The sequence below is a fragment of the Paenibacillus sp. FSL H8-0122 genome (assembly GCF_038005345.1).
GTDB lineage: Bacteria > Bacillota > Bacilli > Paenibacillales > Paenibacillaceae > Paenibacillus_AQ.
Genome location: NZ_JBBOTB010000001.1, coordinates 835,022 through 859,548 on the forward strand (window position 1 = coordinate 835,022; position 24,527 = coordinate 859,548).

Annotated in this window: 15 protein-coding genes, 7 tRNA genes and 3 rRNA genes; 22 read left to right on the forward strand and 3 right to left on the reverse strand. The window is 53.5% G+C overall.

Annotation, left to right across the window (positions count from 1 at the left end; translation table 11 throughout):
- Nucleotides 1–76: 76 nt before the first annotated feature.
- The 16 genes from NSS64_RS03750 to NSS64_RS03825 all read left to right on the forward strand — a co-directional run bounded on the left by NSS64_RS03750 (nucleotide 77) and on the right by NSS64_RS03825 (nucleotide 13,107).
- Nucleotides 77–514 (forward strand): ACT domain-containing protein, encoded by a 438-nt coding sequence (locus NSS64_RS03750; RefSeq protein ID WP_036698990.1) that lies wholly within the window; start codon nucleotides 77–79, stop codon nucleotides 512–514.
- Nucleotides 515–522: 8 nt separating this feature from the next.
- Complete coding sequence (locus NSS64_RS03755; RefSeq protein WP_341139264.1) at nucleotides 523–1,809, forward strand: homoserine dehydrogenase; 1,287 nt, start codon at nucleotides 523–525, stop codon at nucleotides 1,807–1,809.
- Between the two features lie 64 nt (nucleotides 1,810–1,873).
- Complete coding sequence (gene thrB, locus NSS64_RS03760; protein ID WP_341139265.1) at nucleotides 1,874–2,854, forward strand: homoserine kinase; 981 nt, start codon at nucleotides 1,874–1,876, stop codon at nucleotides 2,852–2,854.
- Nucleotides 2,851–3,738, forward strand: coding sequence for a prephenate dehydratase (pheA, locus tag NSS64_RS03765; protein WP_341139266.1), 888 nt, complete (start codon nucleotides 2,851–2,853; stop codon nucleotides 3,736–3,738). Before thrB ends, pheA begins: the two co-directional genes overlap by 4 nt.
- 4 nt (nucleotides 3,739–3,742) lie before the next feature.
- Nucleotides 3,743–4,624 (forward strand): branched-chain-amino-acid transaminase, encoded by an 882-nt coding sequence (gene ilvE / locus NSS64_RS03770; RefSeq protein ID WP_340994102.1) that lies wholly within the window; start codon nucleotides 3,743–3,745, stop codon nucleotides 4,622–4,624.
- 214 nt (nucleotides 4,625–4,838) lie between these two features.
- Nucleotides 4,839–6,386, forward strand: a complete 1,548-nt coding sequence (locus tag NSS64_RS03775) for a LysM peptidoglycan-binding domain-containing protein (RefSeq protein WP_341139267.1) — start codon at nucleotides 4,839–4,841, stop codon at nucleotides 6,384–6,386.
- A 466-nt stretch (nucleotides 6,387–6,852) separates the two neighbouring features.
- Nucleotides 6,853–8,413 (forward strand): 16S ribosomal RNA (locus NSS64_RS03780).
- A 243-nt stretch (nucleotides 8,414–8,656) separates the two neighbouring features.
- Nucleotides 8,657–11,703 (forward strand): 23S ribosomal RNA (locus tag NSS64_RS03785).
- A 148-nt stretch (nucleotides 11,704–11,851) separates the two neighbouring features.
- Nucleotides 11,852–11,968 (forward strand): 5S ribosomal RNA (gene rrf, locus NSS64_RS03790).
- The 16S, 23S and 5S rRNA genes sit together here with 7 tRNA genes alongside, the layout of an rRNA operon.
- A gap of 143 nt (nucleotides 11,969–12,111) precedes the next feature.
- Nucleotides 12,112–12,186: transfer RNA gene (locus NSS64_RS03795), tRNA-Glu, on the forward strand.
- 187 nt (nucleotides 12,187–12,373) lie between these two features.
- Nucleotides 12,374–12,449: transfer RNA gene (locus NSS64_RS03800), tRNA-Val, on the forward strand.
- 41 nt (nucleotides 12,450–12,490) lie between these two features.
- Nucleotides 12,491–12,564 (forward strand) — tRNA-Met (locus NSS64_RS03805).
- A 9-nt stretch (nucleotides 12,565–12,573) separates the two neighbouring features.
- Nucleotides 12,574–12,651 (forward strand) — tRNA-Asp (locus tag NSS64_RS03810).
- A gap of 32 nt (nucleotides 12,652–12,683) precedes the next feature.
- Nucleotides 12,684–12,758, forward strand: a tRNA-Gly gene (locus NSS64_RS03815).
- Nucleotides 12,759–12,764: 6 nt separating this feature from the next.
- Nucleotides 12,765–12,841 (forward strand) — tRNA-Arg (locus NSS64_RS03820).
- A gap of 187 nt (nucleotides 12,842–13,028) precedes the next feature.
- Nucleotides 13,029–13,107: transfer RNA gene (locus tag NSS64_RS03825), tRNA-Leu, on the forward strand.
- Nucleotides 13,108–13,203: 96 nt separating this feature from the next.
- On the opposite strand, the gene NSS64_RS03830 is transcribed toward NSS64_RS03825, so the two are convergent.
- Together NSS64_RS03830 and NSS64_RS03835 are read right to left on the reverse strand one after the other, a co-directional pair.
- On the reverse strand, nucleotides 13,204–13,323 hold the full coding sequence (locus NSS64_RS03830; protein ID WP_341139268.1) for an NAD(P)-dependent oxidoreductase: 120 nt from the start codon (nucleotides 13,321–13,323) through the stop codon (nucleotides 13,204–13,206).
- A gap of 326 nt (nucleotides 13,324–13,649) precedes the next feature.
- Complete coding sequence (locus NSS64_RS03835; RefSeq protein WP_341139269.1) at nucleotides 13,650–15,641, reverse strand: alpha-amylase family protein; 1,992 nt, start codon at nucleotides 15,639–15,641, stop codon at nucleotides 13,650–13,652.
- Nucleotides 15,642–15,771: 130 nt separating this feature from the next.
- Here NSS64_RS03835 and NSS64_RS03840 point away from each other — a divergent pair, with 130 nt between their 5' ends.
- Nucleotides 15,772–16,683, forward strand: a complete 912-nt coding sequence (locus NSS64_RS03840) for an AraC family transcriptional regulator (protein WP_340994091.1) — start codon at nucleotides 15,772–15,774, stop codon at nucleotides 16,681–16,683.
- 19 nt (nucleotides 16,684–16,702) lie between these two features.
- On the opposite strand, the gene NSS64_RS03845 is transcribed toward NSS64_RS03840, so the two are convergent.
- Nucleotides 16,703–17,569, reverse strand: coding sequence for an AraC family transcriptional regulator (locus NSS64_RS03845; protein ID WP_340938702.1), 867 nt, complete (start codon nucleotides 17,567–17,569; stop codon nucleotides 16,703–16,705).
- A gap of 134 nt (nucleotides 17,570–17,703) precedes the next feature.
- On the opposite strand from NSS64_RS03845, the gene NSS64_RS03850 reads away from it, so the two are divergent.
- The 5 genes from NSS64_RS03850 (at nucleotide 17,704) to NSS64_RS03870 (ending at nucleotide 24,517) form a co-directional block, all read left to right on the forward strand.
- A complete protein-coding gene (locus NSS64_RS03850; RefSeq protein ID WP_341139270.1) occupies nucleotides 17,704–18,450 on the forward strand; it encodes an SGNH/GDSL hydrolase family protein in 747 nt (248 codons plus the stop codon).
- A 33-nt stretch (nucleotides 18,451–18,483) separates the two neighbouring features.
- A complete protein-coding gene (locus NSS64_RS03855; RefSeq protein ID WP_340938705.1) occupies nucleotides 18,484–20,793 on the forward strand; it encodes a helix-turn-helix domain-containing protein in 2,310 nt (769 codons plus the stop codon).
- A 248-nt stretch (nucleotides 20,794–21,041) separates the two neighbouring features.
- Nucleotides 21,042–22,028: an ABC transporter permease gene (locus NSS64_RS03860; protein ID WP_341139271.1), complete on the forward strand. Its 987-nt coding sequence runs from the start codon at nucleotides 21,042–21,044 to the stop codon at nucleotides 22,026–22,028.
- Nucleotides 22,029–22,043: 15 nt separating this feature from the next.
- On the forward strand, nucleotides 22,044–22,928 hold the full coding sequence (locus NSS64_RS03865; protein ID WP_341139272.1) for a carbohydrate ABC transporter permease: 885 nt from the start codon (nucleotides 22,044–22,046) through the stop codon (nucleotides 22,926–22,928).
- A 38-nt stretch (nucleotides 22,929–22,966) separates the two neighbouring features.
- The gene (locus NSS64_RS03870; protein WP_341139273.1) at nucleotides 22,967–24,517 is read left to right on the forward strand and encodes an ABC transporter substrate-binding protein; all 1,551 of its coding nucleotides are present in this window, start codon (nucleotides 22,967–22,969) and stop codon (nucleotides 24,515–24,517) included.
- Nucleotides 24,518–24,527: the final 10 nt, after the last annotated feature.

Below are 24,527 nucleotides of genomic sequence, written 5' to 3' on the forward strand. Positions count from 1 at the left end.
GTTATTGCAATAAAAGCCTTCAATCCCGTATAATGTCCACTATGTACATACAAAAGTCTTTGGGGTGAGGACGTTCGTGAAAGAACGCTATTATTTGGTCCGGGAGGACATATTGCCCGATGCGGTGCTGAAGACCATGCAGGTCAAGCAGCTGCTAGAAGCAGGAGATGCCAAAACCGTACACGAGGGCGTGGAACAGGTCGGGCTTAGCCGCAGTGCTTTTTATAAATACAAAGATGGGATACACTTAATTCATCAGCTGGAGCGCGAGCGCATTGTGACGATCTCGATTGATCTGGAGCACGAGTCAGGCATGCTGTCCAAGGTGCTTGGTTCTGTGGCTGTTCACGGGGCGAATGTGCTGACCATCCATCAGAGTATCCCGCTGCAGGGGCGGGCCAATGTGGTGATCTCTGTCGAGATCTCCCATCTGAATGAAGAGCTGGGCGACTTGCTGGACAGTCTCAAGGCAATTCCCGGTGTGAAGCGTGCGTTAATTATTGGTCAGGGGTGAGAATACGAATGAAGCCGGTTAGAGTAGGTCTGCTGGGTCTGGGTACTGTGGGTACGGGCGTTGTCCGTATTGTAGAAGGAAATCAGGAGGATTTGAGCAGCCAGGTGGGCTCGCCGATCCTGATTGAACGGATTGCCGTGAAGAATACGGAGAAGCCGCGTGATATCGATGTGGACCCGTCCAAGATTACCGATGATCCATGGGCCGTTATCCGCGACCCGGAGATTGATGTCATTGTTGAGGTCATGGGCGGGATCGCAGGGACGAAGGAGTACATTCTGGAGGCACTGGAGCGCGGCAAGCATATTGTAACAGCCAATAAGGACCTGATGGCCCTGCACGGCTCGGAGATACTGGCTAAGGCGCAGGAGAAGCAGTGCGATGTGTTCTATGAGGCGAGTGTGGCGGGAGGCATTCCGATTATCCGCACGCTGATCGAAGGCTTTTCCTCGGATAAGATTATGAAGATTATGGGGATTGTGAACGGGACGACCAACTATATCCTCAGCAAAATGAGCCAGGAAGGCGCATCTTACCTCGACGCACTGCGGGAAGCGCAGGAGCTGGGGTATGCCGAGTCTGATCCGACGTCCGATGTGGAGGGACTGGATGCAGCCCGCAAGATGGCGATTCTGGGCACGCTGGGCTTCCGGACCAATGTGGAGCTGAGCGATGTCAGTGTAAGCGGGATTTCCGGCGTCAGCAAGGAGGATATGGCTTTTGCCAAACGGCTAGGGTACGAGATGAAGCTGCTCGGGATTGCCGAACGCCAGGATGAAGCATTCAGCATTAGCGTCCAGCCTACGATGATCCGTACGAACCACCCGATTGCCTCCGTGAACGGCGTCTTTAATGCGGTATATGTATATGGTGAGGCTGTGGGGGAGACGATGTTCTACGGTGCGGGGGCAGGGGCGATGCCTACGGCAACCTCGATTGTGGCGGATCTGGTGGCGGTTATCAAGAACCTGAAGCTGGGGGTTAACGGGCTTAAGCAGATTGTGCCGTACAAGCAGAAGAAGCTGAAGAGCGACGAGGATATTTTCTACAAAAACTTCCTGCTGCTCCATGTCGATGACAAGGCGGGTGTATTGGCGAAGATTACCCAGGTGTTTGCCGAATACGATGTCAGCCTGGATTCCGTAGTGCAGCAGGCCAATCCTAATAATCCTGATGCCGAAATTATCATTGTCACACATAACGCCAGCAGAGCCAGCATGAACAAAGTGCTGCGCCACCTGGAGCAACTGAATGTCATTCACCGCATCAAAAGCCATTACCGTGTAGAAGGCTAAATATCGCAGGCGTCCATGGAACACAGGGCTTGCGCGCAAATATAATGAAGGAGATTTACCCGCCATGAGTATTTACGGAAGGTCTAGAGTGAAGGTCCCTGCCAGCACCGCCAATCTCGGTCCGGGCTTCGATACGCTGGGCATGGCGCTGTCGCTGTATGCCTGGATTGAAATGGAGGAAGCGGCTGAAACCGTATTTCATCTGTATGGAGATGAGATGGCCGGTCTTCCCCGGGACAAAAGCAATCTGCTCTACAAGGTTGCACAAATGGTATTTGCAGAGGCCGGGGTCCAGGTTCCGGAGCTGTCCATCTCCATGTATTCGGAAATCCCGCTCACACGCGGGCTTGGCAGCAGTGCTTCGGCCATTGTTGGCGCGCTGGCTGCGGCTAATGCTATGATAGGTTCACCGCTTAGTCCGGGGAAGCTGTTCGATATGGCTACAGCGATCGAGAAGCATCCCGACAATGTCGGGGCCTCGCTCTTCGGCGGAATTATTACGGCCGTATGGGACGGCGAGCATGCCGATTACATCCGCATTGAGCCGCCGCAGGAGCTGGAATTCCTGGTGGTAATTCCTGAATTCGAGCTGGAGACCGTCAAGGCCAGAGAGGCACTGCCTGCGGAGGTAACAGTGAGCGATGCGGTTCATAACATCAGCCATACCTCGCTGCTCACTGCAGCGTTAGCCGCAGGACGGCTGGACCTGATTGGCACAGCGATGCAGGACCGGCTGCATCAGCCCTACCGTGCACCGCTGGTGCCGGGAATGGAGAAGCTGCTGGCTGAAGCTCCGGGCCACGGCGCGCTGGGGATTGCGCTTAGCGGTGCAGGCCCGACCCTGTTATGTATGGTGGACCGCAGCGAGCAGCGGAAGCAGGAGCTGGAGCTGTTTTTGACAGAGACCATGCAGGAGAACGGGATTTCTTCCCGTACCGTATGGCTGTCCCCATGCAATACGGGTGTCACGGCAGAGCTGCTTGAAAGAAACGGGATGCAAAACGAATCATTTTTGGATATGATAAAAGGAGAATTACAGTCATGAAATCGATAGCGTTATTGCCTCAGGGCTCCGTCTCGCATGAAGCGCTGCTGCATTTATTTGGCGGTAACCCTGCTCATCTGGAGCATCATAAGCTCATCTCCGATGTCTTTCTGTCCACGGCTGGCGGAGTCACCGATTACAGTGTCATTCCGATTGAGAACACGATAGAAGGCTCGGTCAGCCTGCATATCGACTGGCTCATTAATGAAGTGAACCTGCCGATGCAGGCGGAGTGGATTTTCCCGTCGATACAGAATCTCATCAGCTGTCCGCAGGAATTCACGAAGGAGGACGGGGACAAGGATTATACGAAGATTGTCAAGATCCTGTCCCATCCGGTGGCTATGGCGCAATGCACGCAGTTCATCCGTAAGGCTATGCCCTGGGCTGAGCTGGAATCTGTGGGAAGCACCTCTGAAGCGGTGGAGATTGTGAAGGGCAATCCCGGTAAAGGCTGGGCTGCCATCGGTACCGCGCTTGGAGCCGCTACGCACGGGCTGGAGGTTGTGGAACGCCAGATTACAGACCATAATAACAATTACACGCGGTTCGTGCTGGTTGGTCCGCAGAAGCTGGAGCTTCCGCAGAAGAGCAGTGGAGACAAGACGAGTATTCTTGTTACGCTGCCCGAGGATTTCCCTGGTGCGCTGCATCAGGTGTTGGCTGCTTTTGCCTGGCGTAAGCTGAACTTGTCCCGTATTGAATCACGGCCGACGAAGAAGAAGCTGGGTACTTATTATTTCTATATTGATGTGCTGGAACCGATAGAATCGGTACTGCTCCCGGGTGCGATTGAAGAGATCAAAGCCTTGGGCTGTCAGGTACGGATTCTGGGGTCTTATCCCACATACACCTATGAGGAAGAGAAAGCGGAGGTGCAGTAAGTTCATGGCTGAGCAATGGATCTATCTGGATGGACAACATGTAACGAAGGACAAGGCAATGGTGTCCGTATTCGATCACGGTTTTTTATATGGAGACGGAATCTTTGAAGGTATCCGTATTTATAACGGCAACATCTTCAAGTGCAAGGAGCATCTGGACAGGCTGTATGATTCGGCGAAGTCGATTATGCTGGACATTCCGCTGACCTATGATGAGATGCTGGAGGCCATGGCCGAGACAATCCGCCTGAACGAAATGCGGGACGGGTACATCCGGCTGATCGTATCACGCGGTCCCGGCAACCTGGGTCTTGATCCGCGCCGCTGCCCCAAAGCGAGTGTAATTATCATTGTTGAGCAGCTCGCCATCTACCCGGAGCAGGCTTATGTGAACGGACTTCGTGCCGTATCGGTCTCCCAGCGCCGCAATCTCCCGGATGCCCTGAATCCGAAGATCAAATCGCTGAACTATCTCAACAATATTCTGGTGAAGATTCAGTCGAATCTGGCGGAAGCCGATGAAGCGATCATGATGAACGCTCAAGGGTATGTAACCGAAGGCTCGGGCGATAATATCTTCATTATCAAAAGAGGGGTAGTCTATACACCGCCTTGTTACCTGGGTGCCCTGGAGGGAATCACCCGTCTGGCGATCATTGAGCTGTGTGAGAAGCTGGGACTGCCGCTGAAGGAAGAGCCGTTCACCATGCATGATGTCTATATTGCCGATGAAGTCTTCTTCACCGGAACAGCGGCTGAAGTTATTGCTGCCCGTGAGATCGACGGCAGAGTCATCGGTTCCGGCCAGGCCGGGCCGATTACCCTGCAATTGCTGGAAGAATTCCGCAATGTGGTTGATAAAGACGGCTATAAGGTTTGGGAATAGTACAGTAATTTCGCGTGAGCGAATAGAGAAAAATCCTTTCATGCCAAGCATGGAAGGATTTTTTTTGCATATAGGGATGTCATTCGCCCATGGGCTGCATAAGATGTAGTAACGAAGGAGGCGGCTGTACCGCAACTACCGAATCTGGAGGGCTATCATCCCTGAACCGGGGTGCAGTGCCGATCAATAGATACTTTTAGGAGGTAAATGCTGCGTGAAAATACACATTGTTAAGCAAGGTGATTCGCTGTTTGCGTTATCACAGAAGTATGGAGTGCCGCTGCAAAAAATAATCGAGGCCAATCCGCAAATCACCAATCCAGATGTACTTGCTGTAGGAGACAAGGTTAAGATCCCGGCTGCGCCCGTAGCTCTGCCTGTTCCGGACAACAACGATATCTACTATAAGCATACAGTCAAGCAGGGCGATACCTTATGGAAGCTCTCCAAGGCTTGGGGAGTTACACTCAAGGATATGATTGATGCCAACCCGCAGCTTAAGAACCCTAATGCACTGATGACGGGTGAAGTCGTGAATATCCCTAAGAAAGTCAGTACTGCTCCAATCCAGGCCCAATCCATCGATCCGGTAAAAGCTAATACGACCCCAATTCAGGCTCAGTCCACCGCTCCGGCAGTGGTCGATAAAACGGCGATTGGCGGTAAAACCTACACTGGTGTCATCGAAAAGCCGGCTCCCGCACCGGCGCCAGTTCCTGCACCTGCTGCAGAAGCAGTCCCTATCCCGTTGGCGGTTCCTGCACCTAACCCTGCACCTAACAAAGCGCCGGAAGTCAAACCGGTTCAGGAAGCCGTCCATGAGAAACAAAGCTTGTATGTGCAAATTTCTGTTCCCGCGCAGGAAGAGAAAACCAAAGAAGTGCATCATAAGTCAGAGGTTCAGCCTGCCGCCTGGGATGAGGGGAAAAGCTCGCCCTGGGGAAAGAGTGATGGCTATCCCGGCCTCAGCGAGAATCCGTATTTTATGAATTATGCACCCGTGTATCCCGTATATGAGCCAATGGACAATATGAATATGAACAATATGAATAACATGAATAACATGAATAACGCTCCAAGTTATGTTCAGCCTGCAGCGTTTATGCCGGAATGCCCGCCGTTCTATGCTCAGCCGGTTAATCCTTGTCCGCCTGGACAATACCCCGGAGCATGGCATCCTAATGCAGCACCGGATTATGACAATGTGAATATGTCAGGAGTCAGCCCTGTCAGTGACAATGCTGCGTTTGCTCCGCAGTACCAGAATGAGCAGGTTAATCTTCCGTGGCCTTCCTGCGGATGCGGCGCAATGTCGATTCAGCCCTATCCTTATGAGCAGCCGATGTATAACGGGTATCCGGTGTACGGCATGCCGCAGATGGGGATGGTCTCTCCTTATGCCGGAGGAATGAATGCCATGCCTAACGCGGTGTCACCGATGTATGAACAGCCTATGGTATCGAATATTCCGCCATATCCGGCTTATCCGGGCATGGAGAATTTCGCCCACAACCGCGTACCCGAGATTCAGATTCCTGAGCCTGTAGTGGAGGAAGCGGAGGAAGTGCCGGATAAAGGGCGCACTGAGGCCACAGCAGCAAAGGATACAAAACCAGGGAAATCCAAACCGGCAGCGGCAAAAGCGAAAACCTCCAGCCAGACCTCTGCCGCCAAGGATAAGGCCCACGCCAAGCCGCGTTCGAACTCAAGCGGACGTTCAAGTACAGATAAGAAAAATCACACTCCTTGGATTCCGAATTAAGAGGATAGTCCCTAAGGAGAGGGTTGCACATGCAGGTCCTGCTAGATATGAGGGCCGGCATGTGCTTTTGGGCATGCTTATACAGGTATAGAGGCTTGTATAGGATATCTATGAAAGTCTATAGTACTATCTCAAAAAATGGTAGAAATTAAGGGTTGTTAGCAGGTAGATATCATGCTATATTATATATCCAGTCGCAAGGCAGGTGCCTTGCAAGAAGGTTGGACATGTTGCTCTGATGAATACACACTTTGCTTCAACGAAAATAAGTGTTGCATTCATAAGAAGAACATGTTATATTATAAAAGTTGCTGGTGACGCGGTGAGCGGCGCTAACAACGAGTTTGATCTTTGAAAACTGAACAACGAGTGAGTATCGGAAATCACTTCGGTGAGATCCAAAATTAGAGAATGTAACCATTCTCGTCAGATGTTTCAAAATGAGCAATCGCTCTTTCTAAATACCAATTTGGAGAGTTTGATCCTGGCTCAGGACGAACGCTGGCGGCGTGCCTAATACATGCAAGTCGAGCGGAGTCTGAAAGGAAGCTTGCTTCCTTTCAGACTTAGCGGCGGACGGGTGAGTAACACGTAGGCAACCTGCCCTCAAGCCTGGGATAACTACCGGAAACGGTAGCTAATACCGGATAATTTCTTTTTTCTCCTGAGGAGAGAATGAAAGGCGGAGCAATCTGCTGCTTGGGGATGGGCCTGCGGCGCATTAGCTAGTTGGTGGGGTAACGGCCCACCAAGGCGACGATGCGTAGCCGACCTGAGAGGGTGAACGGCCACACTGGGACTGAGACACGGCCCAGACTCCTACGGGAGGCAGCAGTAGGGAATCTTCCGCAATGGGCGCAAGCCTGACGGAGCAACGCCGCGTGAGTGATGAAGGTTTTCGGATCGTAAAGCTCTGTTGCCAGGGAAGAACGTCCGGTAGAGTAACTGCTACCGGAGTGACGGTACCTGAGAAGAAAGCCCCGGCTAACTACGTGCCAGCAGCCGCGGTAATACGTAGGGGGCAAGCGTTGTCCGGAATTATTGGGCGTAAAGCGCGCGCAGGCGGTTATTTAAGTCTGGTGTTTAAACCTTGGGCTCAACCTGAGGTCGCACTGGAAACTGGGTGACTTGAGTACAGAAGAGGAAAGTGGAATTCCACGTGTAGCGGTGAAATGCGTAGATATGTGGAGGAACACCAGTGGCGAAGGCGACTTTCTGGGCTGTAACTGACGCTGAGGCGCGAAAGCGTGGGGAGCAAACAGGATTAGATACCCTGGTAGTCCACGCCGTAAACGATGAGTGCTAGGTGTTAGGGGTTTCGATACCCTTGGTGCCGAAGTTAACACAGTAAGCACTCCGCCTGGGGAGTACGGTCGCAAGACTGAAACTCAAAGGAATTGACGGGGACCCGCACAAGCAGTGGAGTATGTGGTTTAATTCGAAGCAACGCGAAGAACCTTACCAGGTCTTGACATCCAACTAACGAAGCAGAGATGCATCAGGTGCCCTTCGGGGAAAGTTGAGACAGGTGGTGCATGGTTGTCGTCAGCTCGTGTCGTGAGATGTTGGGTTAAGTCCCGCAACGAGCGCAACCCTTGACTTTAGTTGCCAGCAGGTTGAGCTGGGCACTCTAGAGTGACTGCCGGTGACAAACCGGAGGAAGGTGGGGATGACGTCAAATCATCATGCCCCTTATGACCTGGGCTACACACGTACTACAATGGCCGGTACAACGGGAAGCGAAGCCGCGAGGTGGAGCCAATCCCAGCAAAGCCGGTCTCAGTTCGGATTGCAGGCTGCAACTCGCCTGCATGAAGTCGGAATTGCTAGTAATCGCGGATCAGCATGCCGCGGTGAATACGTTCCCGGGTCTTGTACACACCGCCCGTCACACCACGAGAGTTTACAACACCCGAAGTCGGTGGGGTAACCCGCAAGGGAGCCAGCCGCCGAAGGTGGGGTAGATGATTGGGGTGAAGTCGTAACAAGGTAGCCGTATCGGAAGGTGCGGCTGGATCACCTCCTTTCTATGGAGAATCGTTTCCTGCAACGGAAACATTCAAATCGGAAGCTTCGCTTCCACCAAAGAACCCTTGGGTTCGAATACTCACTCGTTGGTCAGTTTTGAGAGTTTAAGCTCTCAACTTGATCCTTGAAAACTGGATACCGAAACGAATTTGCGTTTTAGAACATCTTTTAGCTGAAACTTGTGTAAGCAAGTTGAAATAGTTATTAGTTGCTACCGTGATTTTCCTTAGGGAAAACACATTGGTTAAGCTACTAAGAGCACACGGAGGATGCCTAGGCGCCAGGAGCCGACGAAGGACGTGGCGAACAACGAAACTGCCTCGGGGAGCTGTAAGCAAGCTTTGATCCGGGGGTGTCCGAATGGGGAAACCCAGCTGTGGTAATTCGCAGTTACTCGTATCTGAATACATAGGATACGCAGAGGCAGACCAGGGGAACTGAAACATCTAAGTACCCTGAGGAAGAGAAAACAATAGTGATTCCGTCAGTAGCGGCGAGCGAACGCGGAACAGCCTAAACCAAGGGGCTTGCCTCTTGGGGTTGTGGGACGTCTCACATGGAGTTACAAAGGAATAGAGTAGGCGAAGAGGTCTGGAAAGGCCCGCGATAGAGGTAAAAGCCCTGTAGCCCAAACTGTGTTCTCTCCGAGACGGATCCCGAGTAGTGCGGGGCACGTGAAACCCCGTATGAATCCAGCAGGACCATCTGCTAAGGCTAAATACTACCTGGCGACCGATAGTGAAACAGTACCGTGAGGGAAAGGTGAAAAGCACCCCGGAAGGGGAGTGAAATAGAACCTGAAACCGTGTGCTTACAAAAAGTCAGAGCCCTCTTTATGGGTGATGGCGTGCCTTTTGTAGAATGAACCGGCGAGTTACGTTTAACATGCAAGGTTAAGGTGAGAAGCCGGAGCCGCAGCGAAAGCGAGTCTGAATAGGGCGACTAAGTATGTGGACGTAGACCCGAAACCGTGTGATCTACCCCTGTCCAGGGTGAAGGTGCGGTAACACGCACTGGAGGCCCGAACCCACGCATGTTGAAAAATGCGGGGATGAGGTGGGGGTAGCGGAGAAATTCCAATCGAACTCGGAGATAGCTGGTTCTCCCCGAAATAGCTTTAGGGCTAGCCTCGGTGAATGGAGTGGTGGAGGTAGAGCACTGATTGGGTGCGGGGCCCGCAAGGGTTACCAAGCTCAGTCAAACTCCGAATGCCATTTACTTCTTGCCGGGAGTCAGACAGTGAGTGCTAAGATCCATTGTCAAAAGGGAAACAGCCCAGACCATCAGCTAAGGTCCCCAAGTGTGTGTTAAGTGGGAAAGGATGTGGAGTTGCACAGACAACCAGGATGTTGGCTTAGAAGCAGCCACCATTGAAAGAGTGCGTAATAGCTCACTGGTCGAGTGACTCTGCGCCGAAAATGTAACGGGGCTAAACACACCACCGAAGCTATGGCTAGGATCGACTTCACTGCGCCTTTGAGGCGTGTTTATCCGGATTGACATTGATGCCGTGAATCATCCGCAGGGATGAAAGGCTAAATGCTTTCAGGGGATAAACACAAGGCTTCGAAGCTGGAGTGAAGTCGATCCTGGGGTAGGGGAGCGTTGTATATACGTTGAAGGTGTACCGTAAGGAGCGCTGGAGAGTATACAAGTGAGAATGCCGGTATGAGTAACGAAAAGATCAGTGAGAATCTGATCCGCCGAAAGCCCAAGGTTTCCTGAGGAAGGCTCGTCCGCTCAGGGTAAGTCGGGACCTAAGGCGAGGCCGACAGGCGTAGTCGAAGGACAACAGTTTGAAATTACTGTACCACCGTAATCCGCTATGAGCGATGGGGTGACGCAGGAGGGTAGTGACGCGGACTGATGGATGTCCGTCTAAGCAGTGAGGCTGGTGTGTAGGCAAATCCGCACATCGTAAGGCTGGGCTGTGATGGGGAGCGAAAATTATAGTAGCGAAGGTCATGATCTCACACTGCCAAGAAAAGCCTCTAGTCAGGAGAAGGTGCCCGTACCGCAAACCGACACAGGTAGGCGAGAAGAGAATTCTAAGGCGCGCGGAAGAACTCTCGTTAAGGAACTCGGCAAAATGACCCCGTAACTTCGGGAGAAGGGGTGCCTCGGTAGGGTGAATAGCCCGAGGGGGCCGCAGTGAAAAGGCCCAAGCGACTGTTTAGCAAAAACACAGGTCTGTGCGAAGCCGTAAGGCGAAGTATACGGGCTGACGCCTGCCCGGTGCTGGAAGGTTAAGGGGAGCGGTTAGGAGCAATCCGAAGCTGTGAACCGAAGCCCCAGTAAACGGCGGCCGTAACTATAACGGTCCTAAGGTAGCGAAATTCCTTGTCAGGTAAATTCTGACCCGCACGAATGGCGTAACGACTTGGGCGCTGTCTCAACGAGAGATCCGGTGAAATTTTAATACCTGTGAAGATGCAGGTTACCCGCGACAAGACGGAAAGACCCCATGGAGCTTTACTGCAGCTTGATATTGAATTTGGGTACGATCTGTACAGGATAGGTGGGAGCCGGTGAGGCAGGAGCGCAAGCTTCTGCGGAGGCGCCGTTGGGATACCACCCTGATCGTATCTAGGTTCTAACCTGGTACCCTCATCGGGTACGGGGACCGTGTCAGGCGGGCAGTTTGACTGGGGCGGTCGCCTCCTAAAGAGTAACGGAGGCGTTCAAAGGTTCCCTCAGAATGGTTGGAAATCATTCGCAGAGTGCAAAGGCATAAGGGAGCTTGACTGCGAGACCTACAAGTCGAGCAGGGACGAAAGTCGGACTTAGTGATCCGGTGGTACCGCATGGAAGGGCCATCGCTCAACGGATAAAAGCTACCCTGGGGATAACAGGCTTATCTCCCCCAAGAGTCCACATCGACGGGGAGGTTTGGCACCTCGATGTCGGCTCATCGCATCCTGGGGCTGAAGTAGGTCCCAAGGGTTGGGCTGTTCGCCCATTAAAGCGGTACGCGAGCTGGGTTCAGAACGTCGTGAGACAGTTCGGTCCCTATCTGTCGTGGGCGCAGGAAATTTGAGAGGAGCTGTCCTTAGTACGAGAGGACCGGGATGGACGTACCGCTGGTGCATCAGTTGTTCCGCCAGGAGCATGGCTGAGTAGCTACGTACGGACGGGATAAGCGCTGAAAGCATCTAAGCGTGAAGCCCCCCTCAAGATGAGATTTCCCAATTAGTAAGACCCCTTGAAGACGACGAGGTAGATAGGTTGGAGGTGGAAGTGCAGCAATGCATGGAGCTGACCAATACTAATCGGTCGAGGGCTTATCCAAACACACTAACACACAAATTCGTTTCGGATTCAGTTTTCAGGAATCAAATTGTAATTTATGGAGTTCAAGTAGCTCTGTAAAGAAGATTTGTTTTCAGCATTTGGCGATGCTGAGACCTGAATAATAGCATTTGATATTCAAATGCCCGTTTGGTGGCGATAGCGGAGGGGTTCCACACGTACCCATCCCGAACACGACCGTTAAGCCCTCCAGCGCCGATGGTACTTGGACCGAAGGGTCCTGGGAGAGTAGGACGTTGCCAAGCACTTAAGACCACTGTTGATTATCAATGGTGGTTTTTTGTTTTTTGATTGTGCATACAATGAATAGGATAATAATATTTCTATTGTATTAATCTAGTTTATATGATATAATATTTTTTGTTGTCGAAAGATTGTTTGCTAATTTGGCTCGTTGGTCAAGGGGTTAAGACACCTCCCTTTCACGGAGGTAACATGGGTTCGAATCCCATACGAGTCACCAATTTCTTCTTTGAGTGATGGGATGAGAATTCCCAGGGTTCGTTGAAGCATAAGCTTCGTAAGGATTACATCGCAATCTCGTAACGAAGTGAAGAGTATCCCATACGAGTCACCAAATTCATCTTTGATAAATTAATGGTTGTATATCTCATAAAAATGTGTTATGATCATTAAGTTGCTTCTTCGATGGAGGCTTAGCTCAGCTGGGAGAGCATCTGCCTTACAAGCAGAGGGTCGGGGGTTCGAACCCCTCAGCCTCCACCATGGAGACTTAACTAGCAAGAAGAGAATATTTTTATTACTGACGCGGGGTGGAGCAGCCCGGTAGCTCGTCGGGCTCATAACCCGAAGGCCGCAGGTTCAAATCCTGCCCCCGCAATATTATTTTGGAACCGTGGTGTAGTTGGCCTAACATGCCTGCCTGTCACGCAGGAGATCGCGGGTTCGAATCCCGTCGGTTCCGCCATTTTTATTGAAGCAATTGAATACATACCGTGTGCGGACGTGGCTCAGCGGTAGAGCATCGCCTTGCCAAGGCGAGGGTCGCGGGTTCGATTCCCGTCGTCCGCTCCATAATTTGCGCCCTTAGCTCAGCTGGATAGAGCGTTTGACTACGAATCAAAAGGTCGGGAGTTCGAATCTCTCAGGGCGCGCCATTAATACTTCTCTGATTTAACAAAGTGTCCTTCAGATTCGAACGAGTTCGTTGGAGCATAAGCTTCGATAGCATAACTTCGCAATCGGATGCATAGCATCCGTATCTCTCAGGGCGCGCCATTATTATTCTATTGAATGGTTTTCATCTAAAATTTAATTATCCATAGCGGATATATAAGATATTAAGCCGGCGTGGCGGAATGGCAGACGCGCTCGACTCAAAATCGAGTGGGAAACCGTGGAGGTTCGAGTCCTCTCGCCGGTATTAAAAAAGCTTTATGACATTGTATTTTGTACAATGTCATAAAGCTTTTTTTGTATTTTTATTGCACCGAAACTATACTAACTGATTATCCTGCTTTCAGGTTCTTCCCCGTTTTTTATGCATCCGGCAAGTCTCTTTCGTTGACAATCCCCCGCGGGCGGTATTAATAAAACTAGCAGTATTCTTCATTTTCTTGAAGACTTCTTGATTCATCATAATCTCCTTATCTGTTCGATTTTCCTCCTGAAAGCTTAAGTGCCGATAAATGAAACCGCTTACTTAAATTTGTAGCGCTACGCATTCATTATAAAATAGAAACGGAACTGTTTTTCCGCATCATGTTTTGCGATATTTTGAGCGATTGTCCCGGCAGAAGAGGAGTCTGGAACGGAAATTGGAGAGTCTTTCATTTTTTTTAGTTTTCTTATGTTATTTTGACTGCCTGGACCAGGAAGCAGAAACAGGCCTACAAAGCTGCGTCCGGGCAACTTGTAAGCCTGTCTGGCATGAATGGCAGGGCGGAGTAACCGCCGTTCTTCCGGCTATACCAGCTCGATTACCGCCATCTGGTGATTCTCCAGGTAAGGAATCGTATAGTTCATCTCGCCCCCGCTGCTGAACGTGAACGGCAGCTCTGTCATTGACGGGGCCAGATAGACACGGTGCACGGGATCAGAGGAGGGGAGGCGCAGGCTGACGGAAATGTCCCGCAGCGGCACAATATCCTCGATGACTTCGATCCGGCCTTTGAGCGTAGGAGCGGCGTAGAGCAGATGGTGCACATAGCGCTGCTCTGCCTGCTGATACTGCAGAGTCGTTATGCCGCGGGCCGGCAGATTCGTACGCAGTGACGGCTGAGGGAGCAGCCGCGACAGTGCATGCAGCACCATCTCCTTCAGGATGAGAGGGCCGGCATCCGCATACTCGCTGAATACATCCCAGGCAATATAGATGCCGCTGCTGCTCTCCACCATCCCCGGACCGTTGTTCTCCATGGCGCCCGGTGTATGCTGGTGGGAACAGAAGGTGAAGACATCGCGGTTAAAATAAGGGTTCTCCAGATGTCCTAGCGCCTCTCCTTGTCCTTCCTGCAATTCGATTAGCTGGCCTTCGCCGTACATTACATAGGAGGCGGGCAGCAGCGCGCCGGGCGTGAAATACGGCTTAAAGTAAGCGGGCTGGTAAGGGTTGGCTCCCAGCCAGCTGATTCCGAGGTCCAGCGCAAACGCATCACCTGCCGGATTCAGGCCGGAGCGTCCGGTGGCCAGCACCTTGCCGCCTCCGGCGGTAAAGGCCCTGATCGCGTCGGCAAGCTCCGGCCATACGTGCACCTCATCGGGCAGCACCAGCACTTTGTAGGCGGTGAAATCGCTGAATGTATCTACGATATCATACAGGTAATGGCCTTCTGTCAGTATGCGTACCGCACCGGCATCGGCCAGATTGCGTTCCCCCCTGCGTGCCTGTCCGCCGGGGCAGGCTTCGCGTGCTGCCTCCAGGGACAGGACGGCAATATCTGCAACGGACGTAACTCCGCTGCACCATTCCTCCTTCGCCTCGACCTCGCTGTAGGCAGCGCCGATCAGGGCGTAAGTTGCCTCATCCATCAGGCCGGAGGGATGGAGCTGGTCACCGATAGAGCATCTGGCGCCGTGGGCCAGGCTAAGCGCAGTCTCGAACCGCAGCGCGTTCGGATGCTTATAGCCGCCGAATTCGCCCCAGGAGGTATGGAATTTACCGGTCATGCCGAGGAATTCCATACCTAGTGTCTGAGCGTAGCGTGCGGACAGCGGGAAATGATCATAACCCCAGCCTCCGGTAGGCAGCGACTCCAGCTCCAGATGGCTGTTGACCTGTACCAGATCGCGGCGTCCCCGCTGCTGATGGCCGTTGTTGTGATAGACAGGAAGTCCAGGCTTGACGGCATCCAGAGTCTCCCGCACACGGCGGGCATAATTCAGGTAAGTCTGCTCACCAAGGGCGATGACGGCAGCTTCATCCCGGGGGTCCTGGCCCGCGGCCCGCAGAGCGGTGACGCAATATTGGCAGCGGCATTTACGGCAACCAACGATGTCCAGGAAGATGCCGTCAGCATCGTACCGGGAAGCCGCCTCATGAATCTGGGCCAGTAGGATGTCCAGATAAGGGGTGTTCATACAGAACTCGTGGTAACCCGGTGTCATGAAATCCTTCACCCACCGGGTCCGGTCCTCGGCATCACGGATCAGCCACTCCGGGTGGCGGCGGGCCAGCTTCTCGTCCAGGCCGGCCGATAAATACACCGGTGTACGGACTCCGATCTCATGGGCAGCCTCAATCATTTCACCCAGCAAGTCGAAGGTGAGCTCGGGGTGCATCTCATTGGCTTCACTCGGGTGATAGGCCCAGCCGTGATGGCATTTGGAGAATACGGTGACCGAGTCAACATGACCTGTACGCAGCATGGACTGGAACTGGGCTCTGGAGAAGTCCCGGCCAATGTCGGGAATGGCTTCTGAGGTATGGAAATCAAGATGAACCTGACGAAAACGCATGGATATACAGCCCCTTATGGAATGGAATGAAAAGAAGATTCCCAGTCACTGTACCTCTTTATTGCCGGAGCAGCCAGTGATAATATAGACTTTGAATAGCACAAAACCGACTTAAGACAGGGGGGGTATTATGCTGTGCCTGGAGTTTCCCATTCCGCCGCTGCCGCAGTTTGTCACAGTGGGACATGCCGTCTGGTCACCGGGGGACCGGCATTTCGCCCGCACCTTCGGTGTATATGATCTGCTGCTGGTCAAGCGGGGTACGCTCTATATGATGGAAGCAGGCAAGGAATATGCGGTGGGGACGGGGATGGTGCTGGTGCTGGAGGCCGGATTGCCGCATGACGGATACCGTGCCTGTGAGGAGGATACGGAGATCTACTGGGTGCATTTCATTCATGCACCTGAACCGGCGTATATCCGGCGCAGGGATATCCCCTGGTCTTCATTGCTGGCAAAGGGAACGGTAGAGGATGAGGAGCCTTCGGTGCAGCAGCGGCTGTATCTGCCGAAGTTCGCAGCCGTTGATCTGGAGGGGCTGGAGCCGATCCTGCAGGAGATGAACGAGCTTCATAACCGGCTCAGCGCAGAGAATGCCATGCGGCTTCATCTGCTGCTGGCTGGTCTGCTGGCAGCGCTTCAGGCGGAATGTGAGCATACGGCTCAGCCGCCGGAGCCGGCGGTCCGGCTGGCCCGGGCTGCCGCGGCCTATCTGGCGGAACATTGGCGGGAGCCGTTTCATCTGGCCCGGCTTGCGGAGGAGCTGCATTTCCAGGCGGATTACATTACCAGATGCATGAAGCAGCATATCGGCACCACGCCGCTGCAGTATGTGCTGCATCTGCGTCTGGAGGAAGCGAAGAAGCTGCTGGGCGGTACGGTGCTTGGCATCTCGGAAATTGCCGAACGGGTAGGCATTCAGGACCCCAATTATATGACCCGGCTGTTCAGTGCCAGGTTCGGAGTAACCCCCGGAGCCTACCGGCAGCGGCTGCGCCAGCGGGATGAGGCTGCTGCCGCGCCCGGTCCGGGGGAGGGCTGAGCACCCGCCCGGGCAGCGGTCAGGAGTCCAGCATCCGCTCGCGGTATTGGCTGGGACTGCAGTTAAATACCTTGCGGAACTGGCGGGAGTAATAATTCTGGTCATGGAAGCCGCTGTCCATCGCCACCTGCGAGATGCTCAGGCCCGGGCTGCGCAGCAGGGTGCAGGAATAATCCAGCCGCTTACGGATGACATAATCCATAGGGGTGGTCTGGTAGTTGCGGGTGAATACCCGCAGGAACTGGCGGGTGGACATATAGGCCCGGTCTGCCATGGATTGCAGCGTGATCGGCTGCAGGAAGTGCTCTTCGATATAGGTGACGGTCTCCCCGATCCGCAGCGCTTTGTTATCCTCATGACTGCTGCTGTTCTGATAATAGCGGGAGAGCATGCCTACCAGAGCGGTGAAATAGGTACGGATCATCAGCCGGTAGCCCTCGGGCTGCCGGTCATGCTCCTCGAGAATCTGATCCAGCAGCCGGGTAGCTTCACGGAGCTGCCCGGTTTCCAGCGAGAGCATCCCCTTGAAATACATCTCCTTCCGGTAGAACGGCTCAATATAGAATAAGGCTTGGAAGCCGGGCAGGAGCCTCAGCTCGGACTGCTGAAGCAGCTGCTCCGGCTGGAACATCACGTTCACGTATTCAATTCCGTCCACATTCTTGTAGCCATGGGAAACGTTGCTGTGGATTAGAAAAACCTGTCCGGCCTTAACCGGCACCTCTCTCCCTTCAATGATGTGTATAGCGTGTCCTGACAGAATAACGACAAGCTCGGAGAAGTCATGGCTGTGGACGTAGTAATCATGGGTCAGCGGGCATTTCTGGATTCTAAAGGTAAAACCCGGCTCAAGGCCGATATCCCGCGCTAGTATTTTGGTAGTCATGGCCATATTATGCTAAAGAAGGTCGGGATCGTCAAGGCGCAAAGGCGCGGGCGGCGCTACCATTAGGGTGGCGGATGTACCGGCCTGGCTGCGGCCGGGCAGTGAGAGCTGCGCCAAGGTCAGGAGGGCAAAGAATGCGGAATATACTTAAGGATAGAATTACACTGAACAACAGAAATCCCCGGATTCTGTTTCTCGGGGACAGTATTACTGCTGACGGACAATATATCCGGTTGACCGGGGAATGGCTGAACACGCACCGGCCGGAGCGGACCGCTGAGCTGATTCCATCCGGAGTTCCCAGCGAGACGGTCTCGGGTCTGAGCGAGGCGGCGCATCCTTATCCGCGCCCCTGTGTGCATGAGCGGCTGGCCAGAGAGTTGGCGGGGGCTGCTCCAGATGTGGTTATAGCCTGCTATGGTATGAATGACGGGATCTATCATCCCTTCTCGGAAGAACGCTTCGCCGCTTATAAGGCGGGTATGCTGGCACTCAGCACCCGCATCCGTGAAGCCGGAGCCGGGGTCGTTCTCATGACTCCTCCGCCGTTCGATGCCTTGTCCATGACGGGGGAGCTACAGCCCGCAGACGCGGCAGATTTCAGCTATCTCGCGCCATACAGGGAATACGATCGGGGGCTGGAGCGTTATGCAGGCTGGCTGCTGTCCGGTGGTTGTCCGGCAGACGGAGTCATTGACCTGCGTACGCCGCTGCTGGAGCTGATCCGGCATGAGCGCTCGCAGAACGCCGCATACAGATATGGCGACGGTATCCATCCGGACACTCCGGGGCACCGGGTGATCGCGCGGATGCTAATAAGGGAATTGTTCGGTGCAGAGCCGGTTCTGCGGATTGACAAGCAATTTGGCGCGGGATTATAGTAAGGTCACCCTAAGAGCCGGGAGAGATCACCTATGAATGTACTTCAGACGATCCGCTCGCGCAAATATTTACAGCGGATCTTACTCAGCTTCATGCTTGTTGTCGCTATACTGGCTGCGGCTTCGCTGTCTGTGAACTCGGGTGCCCGCAGCAAGGTGCTCAGCCTCCAGAACGAAGCGGACCGCAAGCTGCTGACCCAGATCAATTACAACATTGAGAACATGAACGGGATTGTAAAAGATCTGGCGGTCTCCCTGTACAATGACGAGGAGCTGCTGGCGCTGAAGTCCGGCGCGGATTACAGGCAGAGCATCCTCAAGATTGAGCGGCTGAATCATACGGTCGCAGCCTCCCCGTATCTGCATGCGGCTGTTTTTTATAATGGGGCCCAGCACCGGTTCTTCTCGTCGCTGAATCATGAGATTAACAATAGTCTTCTGTACAGCTCCTTGCAGAACTATATGGATTCCCGGGCAGATCTGCCGAAGCTCCAGCTCATTCCGCTCGACCTGGACGGCAAGGGTGGGGGCATTGATGTCTTTGCCTTCTTCCTCTATGACGGGGATACCCTGGGTTCAATCAATGACAATGTGCTGATCCTCACGGTAAAGCCGGGATGGATGCTTGATAATATGAAAGCGCTTAACCAAGTGGCGGAGCGGCAGAATGATGTGTTATTCGTGACCGATACCGATGGTGAGGTGCTGATTGCAACCGGCGGACAGGTTCCTGAAGGGCTTAACCTGAAGGGAGAGCTGCTGCCGCAGATCAGCGCTTCAGGGAGGCCGCTGGATTCCTTCAACTATACACATGACGGCAGGAAGTATAAGGTGACTTATCTGAGCAAAGCCCTGAACAACTGGCAGATTATCAGCATGCAGGATTACGATGTGGTGCTGGGCAGCGTACGGCAGATGAAATGGACGGAGATCGCGGTCACGCTGTCTGTTGTTCTGCTGGCCGTGCTGTTGTCCGTGTTCTTCGCGGTGCGGCTGTATAAGCCGGTAGGCCAGCTGCTGACGCTGGTTCCCGGGGATGTACGGGGTGCGCCGCAGGCCAAGGATGAGCTGTCGCTGATTGCAGCCAACCTTACGGAGATGATCAGCAAGCTGAAGGGGCTGGAGCTGGAGCGGGCCTCGCAGTCCAATATTGCCAAGCTCTATCAGCTCCGCAGCCTGATCGCTTCAAGCCACAGCCTGGATGAGCAGTCCTTCCTGCAGCTCAGAGAGCAGCACGGCATCGATATTGCTTATCCGTCCCCGCTCCGGCTGGCGCTGGTACAGATCGACAACCTGCAGGGGCTGGCGGCAGAGCCGGGACTGCCGATGGAATCGCTGCTGTACTTCGCCATCTCCAACATCGGACAGGAATTATTGCGCCTCCAGGGCTCTTGTGAAGCTGCAGATATGAAGAGCGGCCATCTGGTCTTTATTGCCGGGAGTGACGACGGGGAACTGGCGAAGCTGGAGGAACGGTTCAGGGAGCTTCAGCAGACGATCGGTAACTATTATCATATTACTTTTACAGTCACGCTAAGCGAGGTCTTCACGGATTACCGCAGCATCACGGAGCATTATAATCTGGCGCAGCGCCATGCCAATTACCGGATGATCTACGGCAAAGGAGCTGTGCTTGAGCCTGAGATGCTACGGGCGAATGAAGAGAATGAAGCGCTGCGCATTCCGCAGGAGCTGGAGCGGCAGCTGACGGAGGGACTGAAGGGCGGGGATCTGGCAGAGACCGAGCAGACAATCCGCAAGTGGAGAGCACTGCTTGGCGGCTTCAGCTACGAGAATATGTATTCAGCGGTGCTTCATCTGGCCGTGACCCTGAGCCAGACGCTTGCCGAGATGAATAGCCGGAATGTCAATCCGGTCTCGCTTAACCTGCAGGCGATCAACCGCCGGATCCTGGAGAAGGAGACGCTGGATGAGATGGAGACGGTCCTGCTGGAGGTGGTGCGGGAAGTCGCGGAGCAGCGCCGGAGCGGGCGAGAGGACAAGAACCGGCTGCTGGCGGACACAGTGAAGGAGATTATTGATAAGCATTACGCCGATCCTGATCTGAATGTGCAGCGGATCGCTGATATGCTCAAGATGAGCTCCGTCTATCTGGGCCAGGTGTTCAAGGCGCAGGAAGGCAAGACGGTGGTCGATCAGATTAACGCTGCCCGGCTGGCCAGTGCCAAGAAGTACCTGGAGCAAGAGGACTTCACCGTAACAGAGATTATGGAGAAGGTCGGGTTCGGGAACGAGAGTTACTTTTACCGCCTGTTCAAGCGCTGCTATGGCACCACGCCGAAGGAGTACCGCCTGAAATCAGCCATTGACCGCAGCAGATGATTCCACTTTCCCCATACGTAAGGCAGGGTCCGCTACATGAGCACTGTTCATCTGGCGGGCTTTTTGCTGTGCGTGCAGGAGTCTGCCTCCCCCTAGACAGGAATCTGGCAACAATACAGCCCGGCTTTACAGCATTCTTGCAATTGTACAGTAACGCAGCGGCCTGGTTCTGCGCTATGTTAGTCGTGCAAAGCCTGGGACACAGGCACACAGCTGCAGCTAAGCAAGGAAAGGAAGGGGCTTTGGTTATGTTGAATAAGGTTCCGCTGGCGGAACAACAAGCAAGTTCAGGTACACCTTCGGCAACGCGCAAAAGGACCTGGATCGGAAGGGAGCTTCGGCATTTCCGCAACAACCGGGAGCTGTTTCTGCTCTCGCTGCCGGGACTGCTGTACAAATTGATTTTTGCCTATATTCCAATGATCGGCCTGATTATCGCCTTCAAGAATTACCGGTACGATCTTGGCATCTTCGGCAGCAAGTGGGTCGGGCTGGACAACTTCCGTTATTTGTTCACTACGGACACGGCGTGGCGGATTACCCGGAATACGGTCCTGTATAACACCGCCTATATTCTGATAGGCACCTCGGCGGCGCTGCTGCTGGCTATTCTGATGAACGAGATCAAGGCGAAATGGAGCAAGTTCTACCAGACGGCCCTGTTTCTGCCGCATTTCCTGTCATGGGTGCTGGTGGGGTATGTGGCATACGCTTTCTTGAACCACTCGGACGGCTTCATCAACCGCACGCTGGAATCCTTCGGGCTGAATCCGGTGAGCTGGTATCAGAACCCCGGACCCTGGCCGGTCATTCTGATTCTGGTTCAATTGTGGAAAGTGGTGGGGTTCAACACGCTGATTTATTTTGCCGGTATTATTGGCATTAACAGTGAATATTACGAGGCGGCGCGGATCGACGGGGCGACCAAACGGCAGATGGCCTTCAAAATCACGATTCCGCTGATGGCCCCAATCATCATTATTATGCTGATTCTGTCGATCGGCAATATGTTCCGCGGGGATTTCGGCCTGCATTATTTCATCCCGAACAACTCCGGTTTTCTCTATGGCTCTACGGATATCATTGATACTTATGTGTACCGTGCGCTGCGTGAGGTCGGCAATGTAAGCATGTCTGCGGCTACAGGCTTTTACCAGTCGGTTGTAGGTCTGGTGCTGGTGCTGACGGCCAACGGAATTGTGCGCAAGGTCGATCCCGATAATTCCCTGTGGTAAGGAGGTGCCCTGAGCGTGGGCAAAAAATTTGAATTCTCGAAGCTGTTCATTAATCTGCTGTTTATCGTGCTGTCGCTGGTGGTGATCCTGCCATTCCTGCTGGTCATCGTGGTCTCGCTGACGGATGAGAAGTCATTGACTGAGAACGGGTACCAGTTCATCCCGGAGTCCTTCAGTCTGGATGCCTACCGCTATCTGCTGGACGCTCCTGATATTCTGCTCCGGGCTTATGGCGTGACGTTCACGATAACCATCATCGGCGCACTTGCCGGACTGCTGCTGACCGCGATGACCGCCTACGTGATTTCAAGGCAGGATTACCGGTATAACCGGGCGACGACGTTCTATGTATTTTTCACCATGCTGTTCAGCGGGGGACTCGTTCCCTCCTACATTCTCATTACGCAGTACCTGCATCTGAAGGATAGCCTGCTGGCGCTGATTCTGCCGATTCTGCTGTCACCGTTCAATATTATGGTCATGAAGGGCTTCATGTCCAAGATTCCGCTGGAAATCATTGAGTCGGCCAAAATCGACGGGGCGCGGGAGTTCCGCATTTTCTTCCGGATTATTCTGCCGCTCTCGACGCCTGCCCTGGCTACGCTGGGTCTGCTGATCTCCTTCACCTACTGGAACGAATGGTTCAATGCGATGCTGTACATCGATGATCCGAACAAGGTGCCGCTGCAGCTCCTGCTGGTGCGGACGCTGAACAGTATTGAGTTTCTGACGACGAACTCGGAATTCACCGGGCAGCTTGGCATTGACCTGTCGAGTTTTCCGAACAGCTCGGCGCGGATGGCGATTGCCGTACTGGCCGGCGGACCCATGCTGGTCATCTTCCCGTTTTTTCAGCGGTTTTTCGTCAAAGGGCTTACGGTTGGCTCCCTAAAGGGTTAACATACAATTACATGTACAAAGTACAGGAGGTCACTCACATGAAAAAAGGGCTGGTTGGCGTATTGGCATCTGTAATGCTGGCTGCATCCGTGCTGTCAGGCTGCGGGGGCAACAATAACGGCGGCAATGGCAATGCCGCTAAAGGCACGGAAGGAAGCGGAGCGGAAGCAACGCAAAGTACGGCTCCGGAATCCGGGAAGGATGGCGAACTGAAGCCGGTAGAACTAACCTGGTACTATCCGCTGTCCCAGCTTCAGGCCGATCAGGATAAAGTGCAGGAGGAAGTAAATAAGCTTACGAAGGCGAAGATCAACGCCACCGTCAAGCTGATGCCTGTTGCCATCGGGGATTACGTGCAGAAGATGAACACCGTGCTTGCGGCGGGCGAGAAGTTCGATATTCTCTGGACCGGTTACATGCTGAAGCCGGAGGAGCTGGTGCGCAAGGGAGCGATTCAGCCGATGGATAAGCTGCTTGAGGAGTATGCGCCGGAGCTGAAGAAGGATGTGCCGCAGGTGATGTGGGATGGCCTCTCGGTGGACGGGGAGATCTACGGCATTCCGAATCAGCAGATTAACGGCTCGCGGTACGGCTTCATCATCCAGAAGCGCTTCGCTGACAAGTACAAACTTGATACCGCTTCCATTAAAAAAATCGCAGATATCGAGCCGTTCCTGGCCCAGATTAAGCAGAGTGAGCTGGATATCATTCCGTTTGGCATCTTCGGCACCTCCTTCATTAATCCGCAGTCGCATGACGACAAGTACTGGGTAGTTCCAGGTCTGGATGACCATTTCTATATCAAGACAGATGACCCTACCTATACCCTGCAGCGTTACCCGGAAGAAGAGCTGGACAATTTCCGGCTGGCCAGCAAATGGTATAAGGAAGGCTATATTTACAAGGATGCCGCTACTGAAAAAGCGAATGATTACCTGGCGAAAGGCCGGATTGCCGTTGATTTCAACGTGACGCTGAAGCCGGGTGTGGAAGCTGAGGTGAAGGCCAAAAACGGCGGCAATGACGTCATCACTGTCCTGCTCAGTGACTGGTTCTCCAACGGGTATTCGGCGACCACGAACCAATCGATCAGCCGTACTGCCCCTAACCCGGAACGTGCCATGATGCTGCTGAATCTGGTGAATACCGACAAGGAGCTGTACAATCTGCTCTGTAACGGGATTGCCGGTGAGCATTACGATAAGGCAGACGGAGAGTACATCAAGGCCAAAGCGGATTCCCGTTATCTGCCCAATATGGACTGGGTGTTCGGCAGCGTGTTCAACTCGTATCTGAAGGAAGGACAGCCGGAGAATGTCTGGGAGGAGACGAAGAAGATCAACTCGAGCTCCGAGGTCAACCCTGTAGGCGCCTTCAAGTTCAATTCCGAGCCGGTGAATACGGAGATTGCCAACCTGAACGCCGTGTGGGGAGAATACAAGCGGGGACTGGTTACCGGAACGCTTGATTTCGAAGAAACCTGGCCTGCGCTCTATGGCAAGCTGAAGGAAGCCGGCGAAGAGAAGTATGTGGCTGAGGTCACCAAACAATTCGAACAATTCCTGAAGGATAAAGGTCTGAAGAAGTAAGAAGTAAGAG